Here is a 16,305-nt window from a genome sequence, read left to right as displayed (position 1 = left end):
CGATCTGGATATCAGTGGGCGCGGGCTTGCCCCGCAATAAGGCCGGCACAGCCAACCAGTTGATCACCCCTGGCCGTGATTACGCTCGAAGGTTTCGGCGCCCATGGCTGCGATCTGCCCGTCGATCAACGCCTCGAACGGCCGCAACAACGCATCGAAGCCTGCAGGCGCTTCCAGTACGTTCAGCGCCTGCACGATCGCCTCGAGGGTGGATACGGCGCCCGGCTCAGGTGCCTTGCGCAACCGGTAGCGCGAAGGCAGGACCGCGCCCAGCGTCACCCGTGGCAACGCTTCCAGCTGCGGGTTCAGGTAGAGCATCTTGCGTGCCTTGCGCCAGGTACCGTCAGGTACGATCAGCAGCAACGGCAGATCATCACCCTGCCCGTATGCATGCAAGACCTCTGCCTCATCACCTGGGAACAACAGGACCGGGCGATAACCCGGTGTCGCCAGCAAGGTCTCCAGGTCATCGAACACCTCGCCGATCCGCAGCTCGGCATTGACCAGCGCAAGGGCCGCCAGGCGCGCCGTGTTCAGGGCGTGGGCGGTTTCACTGGGGTGTTGCAGCACGACCACGCGGGTACGGCTGTCCAGGTGCGGGATCAGTGCGCAAAGGCAATGGGCGAGCGGGCGCAGGCAGCGCTCGCAGCGGGGTCTGGGCATGGGGGTCTCCGTTGGCGGAGGGATTTTGCCACAGGCTGGAAATTTGGGCCCGCTTTGCGGGCCTTTCGCCGGCAAGCCGGCTCCCACACCGACCGCGCAAACCTCAAGCCTTGCACTGTCCCTGTGGGAGCCGGCTTGCCGGCGATGAAGGCAACGGGCATCAGCGGTTGAACCGCTCCGCCAGGCTGTGCAGGTACTCCGCCATGCGCTCCAGGTCCTGGCTGATCTCGGCGCCCTGCTTGGCCTGCCCCGCGCTCTCGTCGCACAAATGAGCGATGCGTACGATCTGCTGGTTGATGTCCTCGGCCACATGGCTCTGCTGCTCGGATGCCGTGGCCATCTGCTGGCTCATGCCGGTGATGCGGCTGATCGCCTGGGCGATACCCGACAACGCCTCCTGCACCGCCTCGACGCTGTGCACACTGTCGCTGGAGATCTGCTGCCCGCGGCTGGCGCTGGCCACCGCGCGGTCGGCACCGGAACGCAGGGTGGAGATGATGTGGTGGATCTCCTCGGTCGAGGCGCGGGTGCGCTGCGCCAGCGACCGCACCTCGTCGGCCACCACGGCGAAGCCCCGGCCCTGCTCGCCGGCCCGCGCCGCCTCGATGGCAGCATTGAGCGCCAGCAGGTTGGTCTGCTCGGCAATCGAGGTGATCACGTCCACCACGCTGCCAATGGACTGGGTCTGCTCGGCCAGGGCGTTGACCGCCTGGCCGATGTCGCTGACCGCCTCGTTCATGCTGCCCATGGCGCGCAGGCTCTGCTGCGCCAGGTCGCTGCCCTGCTGGGCCAGTTGGTCGGCGTCGCTGGCGGCGTGGGCGGTGGTCTGCACGTTATGGGTCACCTGCTGGATGGTCGCCGCCATCTGCGCGATGGCGGTGGCCGACTGATCGGTCTCGCTGCGCTGGCGGTCGAGCATCTGCGCCTGGGCATCGGACAGCCCGGCGGACTGCGCGGCCCGTGACTTGACCCCGACACCGGCATCCACCAGGCGGGTCAGCGCGGTCTGCAAGCGCGCCTCTTCGCTGATGATGGCCAGATCGAGCTGGCCCTGCAGGCCGGGGTTGTCACTGTAGGTCAGGGCCACCAGCGGGCTGGTGAAGGCCTTGGGGTGCTCTTCGAGGGTGCGACGGATCGACTGGTTCTGCCGGTGCTCGACCACGTACCAGGCCGCCAGCAGGCTGGCCATCAGCACCCCCAGCGCCGCGTAGGGCGGCAACCACAGGTAGGCGGCGGCCGAGAGCAGGCCCGCGCCGATCAATGGCCAGCCGTGGCCGATCCCGTGTCCCAGGCGCGCCGCCAGGGGTACCGGCGAACGCCCCGCGCGCAGACGGGCATACAGCTGCTCCGCCCGGCGGATCTGCTCTCGACTCGGCACTGAGCGCACCGATTCGTAGCCACTGATGCGGCCGTTCTCGTACACCGCCGTGACGTAGGCGCTGACCCAGTAGAAATCGCCGTTCTTGGCGCGGTTCTTGACCACGCCCATCCAGGGCTTGCCTTGCTTGATGGTGTCCCACATATGCCCGAAGACCGCTGGCGGCATGTCGGGATGACGCACCAGGTTGTGCGGCTGGCCGACCAGTTCGTCGTAGGTGAAGCCGCTGATGGCCACGAATGCGTCGTTGCAATAGGTAATGCGACTGTTCAGGTCGGTGGTGGAGATCAGCCGCTGGTCTTGGGGAAAGGTTCTTTCGTGCTCGGTGACGGGCAAATTCATGCGCATCGTTGGCGATCCCTTGCTTATCCAAATGAGTGGGAAAATCATCAAAGCAAGTAGATATTTAGCAGAAGGCCAGCACGCCAGCGGTCAAGTTTTGTAGGAAATTCGCTAGACCTGACCGAGCGGATTGAACAACGTCTGCTTCAGCCCACGTTGAGCTGGCTTTTGAGCAGGTCGCGGAACGTCTGGATCAACGGTTCCCGGCTGCGGCCACGACGAATGATCAGGGAAAACGGCGCCTGGTAACCGAAGGTGGCCGGCGACAAGACCCGCAGGTCGCCCTTGTCGACCCAGGCCTGGGCATAGTGCTCGGGCAGGTAGCCGATGTAGGCGCCGGAGAGAATCAGAATCAGTTGTGCCTCCATGCTCTCCACGGTAGCGGCGCTGTGCTTGAAGCCATGCCGGGCCAGCTCGGCCTGGCTCCAGTAGCCACGCCCGACCATGCGCTGCTGGGTGACCACCGGTTCGGGGATGCGTCGTTCGGCGAACAGCGGGTGGCGGCTGCTGCAATACAGCCAGTGCTGCTCGCGGTACAACGGCTGGTAGAGCAGCCCGCTCATACGCGAGGAAAACGCGCCGATGGCCAGGTCCAGACGATTGTCCTGCACGCCGAGCTGCAATTCATAGGGACTGGACACCGACAGGTGCAGGTGCACCGCCGGGTGTTCCTGGCTGTAGGCGCCGATGGCCTCGGCCAGCGGCAGGGCGCTGTCGCCAACGGTGGAATCGATCACCCCCAGGTTCAGGGTGCCGCGCAGTTCGCCCTTGAGCGCGGCGGCGTACTGCTCGAAGCCGTCCAGCTCGCCCAGCAGGCGCAGGGTCTCCTGATGGAACAACTCGCCCTTGCTGGTCAGGCTGAAGCCGCCCCGGCCACGGTGACAGAGCACGATCCCGAGGGCGCCTTCAAGCTGGCTCATGTAGGTACTGATCGCCGAGGTCGACAGGTTGAGGTCACGCTGGGCGTTGGCGAACCCCTGGTGGCGCACCACGCTGGCGAAGATGCGCAGCAGTTTCAGGTCGGGCAGCGATGAGGCCATGGCGCAGGCTCCGCAGGGTGGAAATCGCCAGAGTCTAACCCGGTTGCCGGCCGATAGTTCAGAGAATCCTGAAGTAAGTATTTGTCGGTAGCGATTCTTCCCGGCCACTACCTTGCGCAGACTGCGGCGAAATGTCCCTGCCCGCCAGCATGACCAGATGATCCAGGCGCGCGGCGGCACAGGTTCGAACAAACAGAACAATCGACCGACTGATGAGGCCCACCGTGGACAAGATTCTCCACCAACCACTGGGCGGCAACGAAATGCCGCGTTTCGGCGGCATCGCCACCATGCTTCGCCTGCCCCACCTGCAAAGCGCCGAAGGCCTGGACGCCGCGTTCATCGGCGTACCGCTGGACATCGGCACCTCGCTGCGTTCCGGCACCCGCTTCGGCCCGCGGCAGATCCGCGCCGAGTCGGTGATGATCCGCCCCTACAACATGGCCACTGGCGCCGCCCCGTTCGACTCGCTGTCGGTGGCCGACATCGGTGACGTGGCGATCAACACCTTCAACCTGCTCGACGCCGTGCGCATCATCGAAGAGGCCTACGACGAGATCGTCGAGCACAATGTCATCCCGCTGACCCTGGGCGGCGACCACACCATCACCCTGCCGATCCTGCGTGCCCTGCACAAGAAGCACGGCAAGATCGGCCTGGTCCACATCGATGCCCACGCCGACGTCAACGACCACATGTTCGGCGAGAAGATCGCCCACGGCACCACCTTCCGCCGCGCCGTGGAAGAGGGGCTGCTCGATTGCGACCGCGTGGTGCAGATCGGCCTGCGCGCCCAGGGCTACACCGCCGACGATTTCAACTGGAGCCGCCGCCAGGGCTTTCGCGTGGTGCAGGCCGAGGAGTGCTGGCACAAGTCGCTGGCGCCGCTGATGGCCGAAGTACGCGAGAAAGTCGGTGGCGGCCCGGTGTACCTGTCGTTCGACATCGACGGCATCGACCCGGCCTGGGCGCCCGGCACCGGCACCCCGGAGATCGGCGGCTTGACCACCATCCAGGCGATGGAGATCATCCGCGGCTGCCACGGCCTGGACCTGATCGGCTGCGACCTGGTCGAGGTTTCCCCACCCTATGACACCACCGGCAACACCTCGTTGCTGGGCGCCAACCTGCTGTTCGAAATGCTCTGCGTGCTGCCGGGCGTGGTGCGCCGCTAAGGCGGACCTCTTCCCTGTAGGAGCGGCTTCAGCCGCGATCACCCGCGAAGCGGGTGCCCGGATATGACGGCGCCTGCTTCGCGGCTGAAGCCGCTCCTACAGGGTAGTGATAGACGTCCTGAAAGTTTGACCCCGGCAGGAGCCATTCGGGAGGGCCATAGAGGCCCGCCAACACAAGACAGAACCGCCGGGCGCCTTGCACCGTCCGGACGGCCGATCTCGCCATAATAAAGATAATCGGGAGCCCCCCAATGGCCTTGGACATCATCGTTGTACTGATCTATGCCGCCGGCATGCTCGCGCTTGGCTGGTACGGCATGCGGCGCGCGAAGACCCACGAAGACTACCTGGTGGCCGGGCGCAACCTCGGCCCGACCCTGTACATGGGCACCATGGCCACCACCGTGCTCGGCGGCGCCTCCACCGTCGGCACCGTGCGCCTGGGCTATGTGCACGGCATCTCCGGCTTCTGGCTGTGCGCCGCCCTGGGCCTGGGGATCATCGCGCTCAACCTGTTCCTGGCCAAGCCGCTGCTGCGCCTGAAGATCTTCACCGTGACCCAGGTGCTGGAGCGCCGCTACAACCCGATGGCCCGCCAGGCCAGCGCGGCGATCATGCTCGCCTACGCGCTGATGATCGCGGTGACCTCGACCCTGGCCATGGGCACCGTGCTGCAGGTACTGCTCGACGTTCCCTTCTGGATGGCCCTGCTGTTCGGCGGCGGTGTGGTGGTGGTGTACTCGACCATCGGCGGCATGTGGTCGCTGACCCTGACCGACATCGTGCAGTTCGTGATCAAGACCGTGGGCCTGATGTTCATCCTGCTGCCGGTGTGCCTGTACAAGGCCGGCGGCTGGGACGCCCTGGTGGCCAAGCTGCCGGCGGCCAGCTTCAGCTGGACCACCATCGGCTGGGACACCATCATCACCTACTTCCTGATCTACTTCTTCGGCATCCTGATCGGCCAGGACATCTGGCAGCGGGTATTCACCGCCCGTGACGAGAAGGTCTGCCAGCGCGCCGGCACCACCGCCGGTGTCTACTGCGTGCTGTACGGCCTGGCCTGCGCGCTGATCGGCATGGCCGCCCACGTGCTGATGCCGGACCTGGCCAACCCGAACAACGCCTTCGCCGAGATGATCAAGGGCCAGCTGCCCGAGGGCATCCGTGGCCTGCTGATGGCCGCCGCCCTGGCCGCGATGATGTCCACCGCCAGCGCGGGCCTGCTGGCCGCCTCGACCACCCTGACCGAAGACCTGCTGCCGAAACTGCGCGGCGGCAAGCAGTCGAGCCTGGGTATCAACCGCCTGTTCACCCTGTTGACCGGCCTGGTGGTGCTGGGGATCGCCCTGGCGGTGAACGATGTGATCAGCGCCCTGACCCTGGCCTACAACCTGCTGGTGGGCGGCATGCTGATCCCGCTGATGGGTGCGATCTTCTGGAAGCGCGCGACCACCGCCGGCGCCATCGCCAGCATGACGCTGGGCTTCGCCACCGCCTTGTTCTTCATGTTCAAGGACGGCCTGGACGCCAACTCGCCGATCTACTACAGCCTGGCCATCGGCCTGGCGAGCTTCGTGCTGGTCAGCCTGGCGTCACGCAAGCCAGTGGCAACGGTGAACCTGGCCTGATACCTGAAACCGCATCGCTGGCAAGGCGGCCCCTAACGAAAGGGGCCGCCTTGCCAGCGAAAAGCCTGTAGGCGACCACTCGCCCTATATAACGGATTGATCTAAAACTCTCACTTCCTGCCCCGGTCACTACCTAAGTGCCCACTTTCGCGGCACACCCTCCCCAACGGCAAAACCGGTAAGGACTTATGTGCGGATTAGCAGGAGAGTTACGTTTCACCCCCATCGACCAAGCCCCTCGCCCGGCGGACCTCGCCGCGGTGGAGCGCATCACCCACCACCTGGCGCCCCGCGGCCCCGACGCCTGGGGCTTCCATAGCCAGGGCCCGATCGCCCTCGGCCATCGCCGCCTGAAGATCATGGACCTGTCCGACGGCTCGGCGCAGCCCATGGTCGACAATGACCTGGGTCTGGCCCTGGCCTTTAATGGCGCCATCTACAACTTCCCCGAACTGCGCCAGGAGCTGCAGGACCTGGGCTACCGCTTCTGGTCGGACGGCGACACCGAGGTGCTGCTCAAGGGCTATCACGCCTGGGGCGCGGCACTGCTGCCCAAGCTCAACGGCATGTTCGCCCTGGCCATCTGGGAGCGCGACAACCAGCGCCTGTTCCTGGCCCGCGACCGCCTGGGCGTCAAACCCTTGTACCTGTCGCGCAACGGCGAGCGCCTGCGCTTCGCCTCGACTTTGCCGGCGCTGCTCAAGGGCGGCGATATCGATCCGGTGATCGACCCGGTCGCGCTCAACCACTACCTGAACTTCCACGCCGTGGTGCCCGCGCCGCGCACCCTGCTGGCCAATGTGCAGAAGCTCGAGCCCGGCTCCTGGATGCGCATCGACCGCCATGGCGAAGTCGAGCGCCAGACCTGGTGGCAGCTGCACTACGGCCCGAACCCTGACGAACGCGAACTCGACCTGGAGGGTTGGACCACCCGCGTGCTCGACGCCACCCGCGATGCCGTGGCCATCCGTCAGCGCGCGGCGGTTGATGTCGGCGTGCTGCTCTCCGGCGGTGTCGATTCCAGCCTGCTGGTCGGCCTGTTGCGCGAGGCCGGGGTAGACGACCTGTCGACCTTTTCCATCGGCTTCGAGGACGCCGGCGGCGAACGCGGCGACGAGTTCCAGTACTCCGACCTGATCGCCCGGCACTACGGCACCCGTCACCACCAGTTGCGCATCGCCGAGCACGAGATCATCGAACAACTGCCGGCGGCATTTCGCGCCATGAGCGAACCGATGGTCAGCCACGACTGCATTGCCTTCTACCTGCTGTCCCGGGAAGTGGCCAAGCATTGCAAGGGTGTGCAGAGCGGCCAGGGCGCCGACGAACTGTTCGCCGGCTACCACTGGTACCCGCAGGTCGATGGCGCCGAGGATGCCTTCGCGGCCTATCGCGAGGCTTTCTTCGACCGCAGCCACGCCGAGTACCGCGCCACCGTGCAGGCGCCCTGGCGGCTGGATACCGACGCGGCAGGTGATTTCGTGCGCGAACACTTCGCCCGCCCCGGCGCGCCGGACGCGGTGGACAAGGCGCTGCGCCTGGACAGCACGGTGATGCTGGTGGACGACCCGGTCAAGCGGGTCGACAACATGACCATGGCCTGGGGCCTGGAGGCCCGCACGCCGTTCCTCGACTACCGCCTGGTGGAGCTGTCGGCGCGCATCCCGTCGCGCTTCAAGCTGCCCGATGGCGGCAAGCAAGTGCTCAAGCAGGCGGCGCGGCGGGTCATCCCCCACGAGGTGATCGACCGCAAGAAGGGCTACTTCCCGGTACCCGGCCTCAAGCACCTGGAAGGCGCAACCCTGGGCTGGGTACGCGAGCTGCTGACCGACCCAAGCCAGGATCGCGGCCTGTTCGACCCGGCCATGCTCGACCGCCTGCTGAGCAATCCCCACGGCCAGCTCACGCCGCTGCGCGGCTCCAAGCTGTGGCAGCTGGCGGCCCTGAACCTGTGGCTCAGCGAACAAGGAATCTGACCGATGAAAGCCCAAGAGATCGCCTACGGCCAGCGCTTACTGCGCGGCCAGGCGCCGTCCTACGAGCGCCTGCAGGCGCGCCTGGCCGGAGATGGCAGCGAGCCTCACGACCGGCCACGGGCGCTGCACTGTGGCTGGGGGCGGCTGCTGATCGGGCATACCTACCCCGATCCGCTCAGCCTGGCCGAAGACCTGCTGCAGGAGCAGGCGGGCGAGCGCGACATCGCCCTGTATGTCGCGGCCCCCCAGCAGGTGCTGGCCCAGGCCCCGCAGCAACTTTTCCTCGACCCCTCCGACACCTTGCGCCTGTGGTTCACCGACTACCGCCCCGCGCAACGGGTATTCCGCGGCTTCCGCATCCGCCGGGCGCAGAGCCCGGCGGACTGGCAGGCAATCAACACGTTGTACCAGGCCCGTGGCATGCTGCCGGTCGACCCTGAGCTGCTCACCCCGCGCGAGCTCGGCGGGCCGGTGTACTGGCTGGCCGAGGACGAGGACAGCCAGGCGGTGATCGGCAGCGTCATGGGCCTGGACCACAGCAAGGCCTTCGACGATCCCGAACACGGCTGCAGCCTGTGGTGCCTGGCGGTGGACCCGCAGTGCACGCGGCCCGGCGTCGGCGAAGTGCTGGTACGCCACCTCATAGAGCACTTCATGAGCCGCGGCCTGGCCTGCCTCGACCTGTCGGTGTTGCACGACAACCGCCAGGCCAAACGGCTGTACAAGAAGCTCGGCTTTCGCAACCTGCCGACCTTCGCCATCAAGCGCAAGAACGGCATCAACCAGCAACTGTTCCTCGGCCCTGGCCCCGAGGCGACGCTCAACCCCTATGCGCGGATCATCGTCGACGAAGCGCTGCGGCGCGGCATCGAGGTGCAGGTCGACGATGCCGCCAGCGGCTTGTTCACCCTCAGCCTGGGCGGGCGGCGGATCCGCTGTCGCGAATCGTTGAGCGACCTGACCAGCGCCGTGACCATGACCCTGTGCCAGGACAAGCGCCTGACCCGCCACGCCCTGCACAATGCCGGGCTGCAGGTGCCGGCGCAACAGCTGGCGGGCAATGCCGACGACAACCTGGCGTTTCTCGACGAGCATGGCGCGGTGGTGATCAAGCCGGTCGATGGCGAGCAGGGCCAAGGGGTGGCGGTCAACCTCACGACGATCGATGAAGTCAGCCATGCCGTGGAGCAGGCCAGGCGTTACGACAGCCGTGTGCTGCTGGAGAGCTTCCATGCCGGCTGCGACCTGCGCATCCTGGTGATCGGCTTCGAAGTGGTGGCGGCAGCGATCCGTCACCCGGCGCAGGTGGTCGGCGACGGCAAGCACAGCATCCGTGCGCTGATCGAAGCGCAGAGCCGTCGGCGCCAGGCCGCCACGGGCGGCGAGAGCCGCATTCCGCTGGATGACGAAACCGAACGTACGCTCAAAGGCGCGGGCCTGGGTTACGACGACATCCTCCCCGCCGGGCAACGCCTGGCCGTGCGCCGCACCGCCAACCTGCATACCGGCGGCACCCTGGAGGATGTCACCGAACGCCTGCACCCGGTGCTGGCCGACGCCGCCGTGCGCGCCGCCCGCGCCCTGGAGATCCCGGTGGTCGGCCTGGACTTCATGGTCCGCGATGCCGAGCACCCGGACTACGTGATCATCGAAGCCAATGAGCGAGCCGGGCTGGCCAATCATGAACCGCAACCGACGGCCGAGCGCTTCGTCGACTTGTTGTTCCCGCATAGCCGGGCTTTGGCCTGAAATCCATCGCGGGGCAAGCCCGCTCCTACGCAATCACGTGGGAACGGGCTTGCCCCGCGATGAGGCCCTCGAAACGAAGGAGTGATCCTGATGCCTGAGAAACACCCCGAACCCGATCTCGACTACCTCAAACGCGTCCTGCTGGAAATGCTCGCCATCCCCAGCCCCACCGGCTTCACCGACACCATCGTGCGCTACGTTGCCGAGCGCCTGGATGAACTGGGCATCCCCTTCGAGCTGACCCGTCGCGGCACCATCCGCGCCACCCTCAAGGGCCGCCAGAGCTCGCCTGACCGTGCCGTTTCGGCGCACCTGGACACCATCGGCGCCAGCGTTCGCCAGTTGCAGGACAATGGCCGCCTGGCCCTGGCGCCGGTGGGCTGCTGGTCGAGCCGCTTCGCCGAGGGCAGCCGGGTCAGCGTGTTCACCGACACCGGCGTGTACCGCGGCAGCGTACTGCCGCTGATGGCCAGCGGGCACGCCTTCAACACCGCCATCGACCAGATGCCGATCAGCTGGGAGCATGTGGAGGTGCGCCTGGACGCCTACTGCACCACCCGCGCCGACGCCGAAGCACTGGGTATCGCCATCGGCGACTTCGTCGCCTTCGACCCCTTGCCGGAGTTCACCGAAAGCGGCCATATCAGCGCACGCCACCTGGACGACAAGGCCGGTGTCGCTGCGTTGCTGGCGGCGCTCAAGGCCGTGGTCGAAAGTGGCCGGCAGCCGCTGATCGACTGCCACCCGCTGTTCACCATCACCGAGGAGACCGGCTCGGGTGCCGCGGCCGCCCTGCCCTGGGATGTCAGCGAATTCGTCGGCATCGACATCGCACCGGTGGCACCGGGACAGGCATCCAGCGAGCACGCGGTGAGTGTGGCCATGCAGGACTCGTCCGGGCCCTACGACTATCACCTGTCGCGCCACCTGCTGAAACTGGCCGGCGACCGCGACCTGCCGGTGCGCCGCGACCTGTTCCGCTATTACTTCAGCGACGCCCACTCGGCGGTGACCGCAGGGCATGATATCCGCACCGCCCTGGTGGCCTTCGGCTGCGATGCCACCCACGGCTATGAGCGCACCCATATCGACAGCCTGGCGGCGCTCAGCCGGCTGCTCGGCGCCTACCTGCTCAGCCCCCCGGTGTTCGCCAGCGACTCGCAGCCGGCCAGTGCGTCTCTGGAGCGCTTCAGCCACCAGCTGGAGCACGATGCGCAGATGGAAAGCGACACCCGGGTGCCGGCGGTGGACAGCCTGGTGGGCAACAAGGGCTGAGAGCAATCTGCAGGAGCGGCGCTGCGCCGCTCCTGCACAGGCTTCCTACGCCAATCGACTGCGCATGACAGAGGATTTCACGTAGCATGCGCACATCCCCATCACCACTGCCCAAACCCATGCTGATCCCCCACGACCAACTCGAAAGCGAAACCCTCACCCGCCTGATCGAGGACTTCGTCACCCGCGACGGCACCGACAATGGCGACGACACGCCGCTGGAAACCCGAGTGCTGCGGGTACGCCAGGCGCTGGCCAAGGGGCAGGCGTTCATCCTGTTCGACCTGGAAAGCCAGCAATGCCAGTTGCTGGCCCGGCATGAAGTACCACGGGAACTGCTGGAGTAACGGCTCATCAGGCTCGCTGCTTCTCCAGTTCCAGGGCCTTGATACGTTTGTAGACTTCTACCCGGTGCACCTCCACCTCTCGAGGTGCGCAGATGCCGAAGCGCACCTGGCCGTTCTCCACCGACATCACCTGAATCCTGATGCCCCCGTCAATGACGATGACCTCGCCCACTTCGCGTCCGATAACCAGCATCTCCGTTGCCTCTCGCTCAAGGGAAAATCGGAAACTGCCTCGCCAGCTTTCGCCTACTCAATCCTTCGCCGCAGAAATAGACATTTCCTACTTGTGAAGGTAAAGAAAGCCTACAGAAATTCTCTGATTAGTTAGCTTTACGTGACTTTGCCCGCATCTTGACCGCCATGTCCGCCATTTCGTCGTATAGCCGCTCGGGTGCCTGGCACTTGAGTTTCCAGGCCTGACGCCCGGCTTCATGGGGAAGGATCAGGAACTCGTCGGCAGCCACCCGCTCATGAATATACTCGGCGATGTCGGCCGCATTGATCGGCGAGCCTTCCAGCAACTTGCCCACCTGCGCCTTCATCGCCGGGTCTGGCCCACGGAACGAGTCGAGCAGGTTGGTCTGGAAGAACGACGGGCACACCACATGCACCGCCACCTCCACCTGGCGCAGCTCCACCAGCAGGCTTTCGGACAGCGCCAGCACGCCGGCCTTGGCCACGTTGTAGTTGCTCATGCCCGGCCCCTGCATCAACGCCGCCATCGAGGCGATGTTGATGATCCGCCCGCGGCTGCGTTCGAGCTGTGGCAGGAACGCCTTGCAGCCCTTGACCACGCCCATCAGGTTGACCGCGATCTGCCAGTCCCAGTCTTCCAGGGACAATTCGGCGAAGAAGCCGCCCGAGGCCACCCCGGCGTTGTTGACGATCACATCGATGCCGCCGAACTTTTCCTCGCAGGCCTGGGCCAGGGCTGTGAGCTGGCTGTAGTCGCGCACATCGCAGCGCTGGGTGAAGCCGTCGCCTCCGGCCTGGCGCACCAAAGCCAGGGTTTCGCGCAGGCCCGCCTCATTGACGTCTGCCAGGGCCAGCTGCCAGCCCTCGCGGGCCCAGCGCAGGGCAATCTCGCGGCCAAGGCCGGAGCCGGCACCAGTGATCATCATTCGGTTGTGCATGGTGGAGCGCCTTGAACAGTGGGAATGGCTGGAGTCTAGCCACAACACCCTGGCTGCCGGTACGGCATCAAATTGCTGAATACGCCAGTATCGGGCGGCAGGTATTTCAATCGCCAGGCAGGCGGATGGAATTTTTAGCCAAGGGCACCGGTCGGAACCATTAAGCGGCTACCGCTGCGCTCCAGCCCTTCCATCACGCAAGGACTCTGCCATGACCACGATCCTCATCATCATCCTGATCCTGCTGCTGATCGGTGGCTTACCGGTCTTCCCTCACTCCCGCTCATGGGGTTACGGCCCGTCCGGCATCATCGGCGTGGTGCTGGTGGTCCTGCTGATTCTCTTGTTGCTGGGCAGGATATGAACCTGCCTTGGCATGACGCTCAGGCCTGAGCGCGGCTGCCCAGATAGTGCTCCAGGTCTTGCATAATCGCATGCAAGACCTGGACATCACGGTGCAGTCGCTCAAGATGCAAGGGGTCGCTGGCACAACTGGCCTCCAGCCGCTCGCAGGCGCTGATCAGGTCGCCCGCGCGCAAGATGCGTGCCCCGCCCTTGACCCGATGTGCCAAGGCAGCCAGAGCCTTCGGGTCCTCGCCTGACTCCGCCAAGCGGGTCAGATCATCACGATTGCTGCGACGCAGATCGGCCAGCACTGCCTCCAACGCGCCCTGGTCATTGTCCGCCAACTGTCGCAGATGCTCGAAATCGAATACCGCCTTGCGCGCCTCCCCATCCGGCAGACGCTTGCCCTGCCGGGCAACACTGCCGCCCAGTGCGCCAATCAGCGCCTGCAATCCGAGGGGTTTGAACAGGCAGTCATCCATGCCTGCAGCACGGCAGCGCCGCCGTTCGTCCGCCAACGCGCTGGCGGTAAGCCCGACTAGCCGACACGCTGTCCGGCCCCTGCGCCGCTCATGCAGGCGAATCGCCCTGGCCAGGCCATAGCCGTCGAGTCGCGGCATGCTGCAATCGCTGATGACGACATCGAAGTGCTCGTCCAACCACAGCCGTAGGGCCTGCGCCCCATCTTCGGCAACCCGGGCCTGATGCCCCAGGTAGTCGAGCTGCTGAGCCAACAGCACTCGATTGGCCGGGTAGTCGTCCACCACCAGCACGCGCAGCGGTAGTTCGTCCGCCGGAACATCGCTGGGTGGTGCTACCACAGGCTCTGACAGATCCAGCGGGTGGATCGGCAGCTCAAGGTGGACTTGCGCCTGGGTGCCCCTGCCCAGCTCGCTGTTCAACTGCAAGTGGCCGCCCATCAACTGGCACAAGCTGCGGCAGATGCCCAAGCCAAGCCCCGTGCTGCTGCGCGGCGACTGGCACTGGTTGCTGGCCTGGCGAAAGGGCTGGCCCAGCTGGGCCAATTCGGCCTTGGCAATGCCGATACCGGTGTCATCGACGATCAGCCGCGCCACCAGGCAATCGCCGCGGGCCTGAGCACAAATGCTCACCTGTACCCGCCCCTGCGGGGTGAACTTGATCGCATTGCTCAACAGATTGGCCAACACCTGCCGGAAGCGCACAGGGTCAAGCAGCACCGGGCGGTCAACCTCGCCCTCAACAGTGAGGTCAAGCCGCAATCCCTTGCCACGGGCCTGATGGTCGAACAACTGGATAACCTGCGTCACTTGTTCGCGCAGGCATGCCACGGTCGGCGTCAACTGCAACTCGCCCGCCTCGATACGGGTTACATCGAGGATATCGCCGATCAGTTCCTGCAGTCCCCGGGCAGCGTCGGCGGCCACCTCGATGGCCAAATGATCGAGCATGCCCTGGCCCGCCTTGCGCTGGGCAAGCTCCAGCATGCCCAGCAGGGCATGCAGCGGCGTGCGGATTTCATGGCTCATGGCGGCCAGGAAATGGGTCTTGGCGTGGTTTGCCGCCTCGGCCCCTCTCTTGGCCCGCCGCAGTTGCACCTGCAGACGGCGCAGGTAGCGGATCCACAGCAGCGCCACGACCAGTGCAGCAAAAGCGCCGAGAAATCCCAGCAGCAGGTGGGTCCGGTACCGCTGCCAGGCACTGGCGGCAACGATCAGCGGGCTGCGCCAACGCCGGACCAGCGCATCGATTTCGCGCGGGGCCAGGTCGAGCAACGCCTTGTCGAGGATGCTCTGGAGATGGACCGCCCCCGGGCTGCTGGCAAACGCGAAATGCGCCGCTGGCAAGGCCAGGCTGCTGATTCGCAGCCGCCCCGGGTACCATCGCGCAACCAGCAACCGGGCCTGGTCGAGGGGAAGCACGGCTGCCGCGACCCTGCCGGCGGCCACCGCGTGCACCGCCTCCAGCGCACCACTGACCGGTGACTGCAGGACCCTCGGGTACGCCTTGGCCAGCAGCTCCTGGGCCACGCTGCCTTCCTCCAGTGCCAGCCGGCGCCCGTCCAGTTGGGCCAGATCATCTGGCCGGTCGGCGTGCCCCTGCATCACCAGCACATACGCAGAGCTCAGATAGCCACGACTGAATCGCAGGCGCTCTCCACGCGCCGGGCTGTAGGGCAGGCCGGCAATCAATTGTGCCTTTCCCATGCGTACCTGCTCGACCATCTGTGCCGCGGTGCCGCCTGCCTCGGCCTGAAACTCCAGGCCCGTTCGCCGGCCAAGCAATTGCAACAGATCAAGGCTCAGCCCTTGCAATTGCCCTCTACCATCGCGATAGCTCAAGGGCATCGCCTGTTCATTCACCAGCACTTTGATGCGTGGGTTTTCGGCCAGCCAGTGCCGCTCGGCATCGCTCAGCGGGATACCTGGCGACCTGTGCACGACAGCAGGTCGTGCATGCCAACGCTCGTGAACATCCGCATGCTGATCGCCGAGGCTTTCCAGTACTCGATCAACCAGGCCGATCAACGCCTTGTTGTCACGGGCCATGGCAAAACCGACAGCTTGGCGCGCCAGGGCCGCATGGCCAACTTCCTCGGCACCGTTCCATTGGTTGCGGCCCAGGAGATAACGGCTTCCCAGCGTGCTGCCCAGATAAAGGTCGGCATCACCCAGCGCGAGCGCCGCCAAGGCACTGAAGGGCGAGGGATGAAGCTGGATTTCGGCCAAGGGATACAACGCTTGAACCTGTTGACGCGGCCGGTACCCGTCGACCATCGCCAACCTGAAGCGGGCGCCGCTGCGGATCCGTTCCCGCGCATGCTGCTGCGGGGCGATCAGCAAGGGGCGATCCTGGGCATAGGGAGCTGACAGATGCAAACCTGCCTCGAGCGCCTGCTGCGTACTGACGGACCCGAGCAGGTCGATACTGCCTTGGCGCAAGGCAGCCGCCGCTTCGGCGAACGATGCAAACACCTGCAGCTGCACGTCAAGGCGCAGTTGGCTCGCCAGCAGCCCGACGTAGTCGGCGGTGATGCCCTCGTAGGCCTGCCCCGTGGTGAGCATGTCGAACGGTGGGTTGTCACGGGCAATCACACCCAGGCGTAATTCGCGGTGCTCCCACAGCCAGCGCAGCTGCGCGTTATCCAGGGCCGGCGGCGGCGTCTGCGTGGCGGGACGCGCATGCAGTTGCACGGCGGCGCAGGCTGGCAGGTAGCTCAGACACCCCAGTATCCCTATCAGCAAGGCACGCAGGAACACGGGCCTACAGCG

The 16,305-nt window shown here is 65.8% G+C and carries 13 protein-coding genes and 1 pseudogene; 7 read left to right on the top strand and 7 right to left on the bottom strand.

The window, feature by feature from the left end; translation table 11 throughout:
• Nucleotides 1-63 precede the first annotated feature (63 nt).
• From LOY42_RS07060 to LOY42_RS07050, 4 genes and pseudogenes are all read right to left on the bottom strand, one after another.
• Nucleotides 64-663 carry a tRNA-uridine aminocarboxypropyltransferase gene (locus tag LOY42_RS07060; protein ID WP_258600120.1) on the bottom strand — a complete coding sequence of 200 codons (600 nt, stop codon included), beginning with the start codon at nt 661-663 and terminating at the stop codon, nt 64-66.
• A gap of 160 nt (nt 664-823) precedes the next feature.
• Nucleotides 824-1,852 carry a methyl-accepting chemotaxis protein gene (locus tag LOY42_RS07055; protein WP_371041529.1) on the bottom strand — a complete coding sequence of 343 codons (1,029 nt, stop codon included), beginning with the start codon at nt 1,850-1,852 and terminating at the stop codon, nt 824-826.
• A 228-nt stretch (nt 1,853-2,080) separates the two neighbouring features.
• A pseudogene (locus tag LOY42_RS26560) lies at nt 2,081-2,383 on the bottom strand (PAS domain-containing protein); the annotation flags it as partial.
• Nucleotides 2,384-2,529: 146 nt separating this feature from the next.
• Nucleotides 2,530-3,423 carry a LysR family transcriptional regulator gene (locus tag LOY42_RS07050; RefSeq protein WP_102684298.1) on the bottom strand — a complete coding sequence of 298 codons (894 nt, stop codon included), beginning with the start codon at nt 3,421-3,423 and terminating at the stop codon, nt 2,530-2,532.
• A 224-nt stretch (nt 3,424-3,647) separates the two neighbouring features.
• On the opposite strand from LOY42_RS07050, the gene speB reads away from it, so the two are divergent.
• The 6 genes from speB to LOY42_RS07020 all read left to right on the top strand — a co-directional run bounded on the left by speB (nt 3,648) and on the right by LOY42_RS07020 (nt 11,576).
• Nucleotides 3,648-4,598, top strand: coding sequence for an agmatinase (gene speB, locus LOY42_RS07045; protein WP_046854594.1), 951 nt, complete (start codon nt 3,648-3,650; stop codon nt 4,596-4,598).
• A 251-nt stretch (nt 4,599-4,849) separates the two neighbouring features.
• Entirely contained in the window at nt 4,850-6,229 is a 1,380-nt protein-coding gene (locus LOY42_RS07040; protein WP_046854592.1) for a sodium:solute symporter, read from the top strand.
• Nucleotides 6,230-6,417: 188 nt separating this feature from the next.
• A complete protein-coding gene (locus LOY42_RS07035) occupies nt 6,418-8,205 on the top strand; it encodes an N-acetylglutaminylglutamine amidotransferase (RefSeq protein ID WP_258600117.1) in 1,788 nt (595 codons plus the stop codon).
• Nucleotides 8,206-8,208: 3 nt separating this feature from the next.
• Nucleotides 8,209-9,954: an N-acetylglutaminylglutamine synthetase gene (gene ngg / locus LOY42_RS07030; protein WP_139673461.1), complete on the top strand. Its 1,746-nt coding sequence runs from the start codon at nt 8,209-8,211 to the stop codon at nt 9,952-9,954.
• Nucleotides 9,955-10,044: 90 nt separating this feature from the next.
• Entirely contained in the window at nt 10,045-11,229 is a 1,185-nt protein-coding gene (locus LOY42_RS07025) for an osmoprotectant NAGGN system M42 family peptidase (RefSeq protein WP_110701073.1), read from the top strand.
• Nucleotides 11,230-11,348: 119 nt separating this feature from the next.
• Nucleotides 11,349-11,576 (top strand): YheU family protein, encoded by a 228-nt coding sequence (locus LOY42_RS07020; protein ID WP_023630058.1) that lies wholly within the window; start codon nt 11,349-11,351, stop codon nt 11,574-11,576.
• A 7-nt stretch (nt 11,577-11,583) separates the two neighbouring features.
• Here LOY42_RS07020 and LOY42_RS07015 read toward each other — a convergent pair whose 3' ends face one another.
• Both LOY42_RS07015 and LOY42_RS07010 read right to left on the bottom strand, forming a co-directional pair.
• Nucleotides 11,584-11,769, bottom strand: coding sequence for a carbon storage regulator (locus LOY42_RS07015; RefSeq protein ID WP_102684290.1), 186 nt, complete (start codon nt 11,767-11,769; stop codon nt 11,584-11,586).
• A gap of 127 nt (nt 11,770-11,896) precedes the next feature.
• On the bottom strand, nt 11,897-12,709 hold the full coding sequence (locus LOY42_RS07010; protein ID WP_139673464.1) for an SDR family oxidoreductase: 813 nt from the start codon (nt 12,707-12,709) through the stop codon (nt 11,897-11,899).
• A 211-nt stretch (nt 12,710-12,920) separates the two neighbouring features.
• Between LOY42_RS07010 and LOY42_RS07005 the strand changes: the two genes are divergently transcribed.
• Complete coding sequence (locus tag LOY42_RS07005) at nt 12,921-13,073, top strand: DUF3309 family protein (RefSeq protein WP_046854586.1); 153 nt, start codon at nt 12,921-12,923, stop codon at nt 13,071-13,073.
• A gap of 19 nt (nt 13,074-13,092) precedes the next feature.
• Here the strand turns inward: LOY42_RS07005 and LOY42_RS07000 are convergent, their stop codons facing one another.
• Nucleotides 13,093-16,293 (bottom strand): transporter substrate-binding domain-containing protein, encoded by a 3,201-nt coding sequence (locus LOY42_RS07000; protein WP_258600113.1) that lies wholly within the window; start codon nt 16,291-16,293, stop codon nt 13,093-13,095.
• Nucleotides 16,294-16,305 lie beyond the last annotated feature (12 nt).

Origin of the sequence: Pseudomonas sp. B21-023 (assembly GCF_024749165.1) — a bacterium.
In the GTDB taxonomy this organism is placed as follows: Bacteria; Pseudomonadota; Gammaproteobacteria; order Pseudomonadales; family Pseudomonadaceae; genus Aquipseudomonas.
The sequence above is the reverse complement of the archived record's forward strand: the minus strand, read 5'-3'. Positions and strand labels throughout refer to the sequence as shown.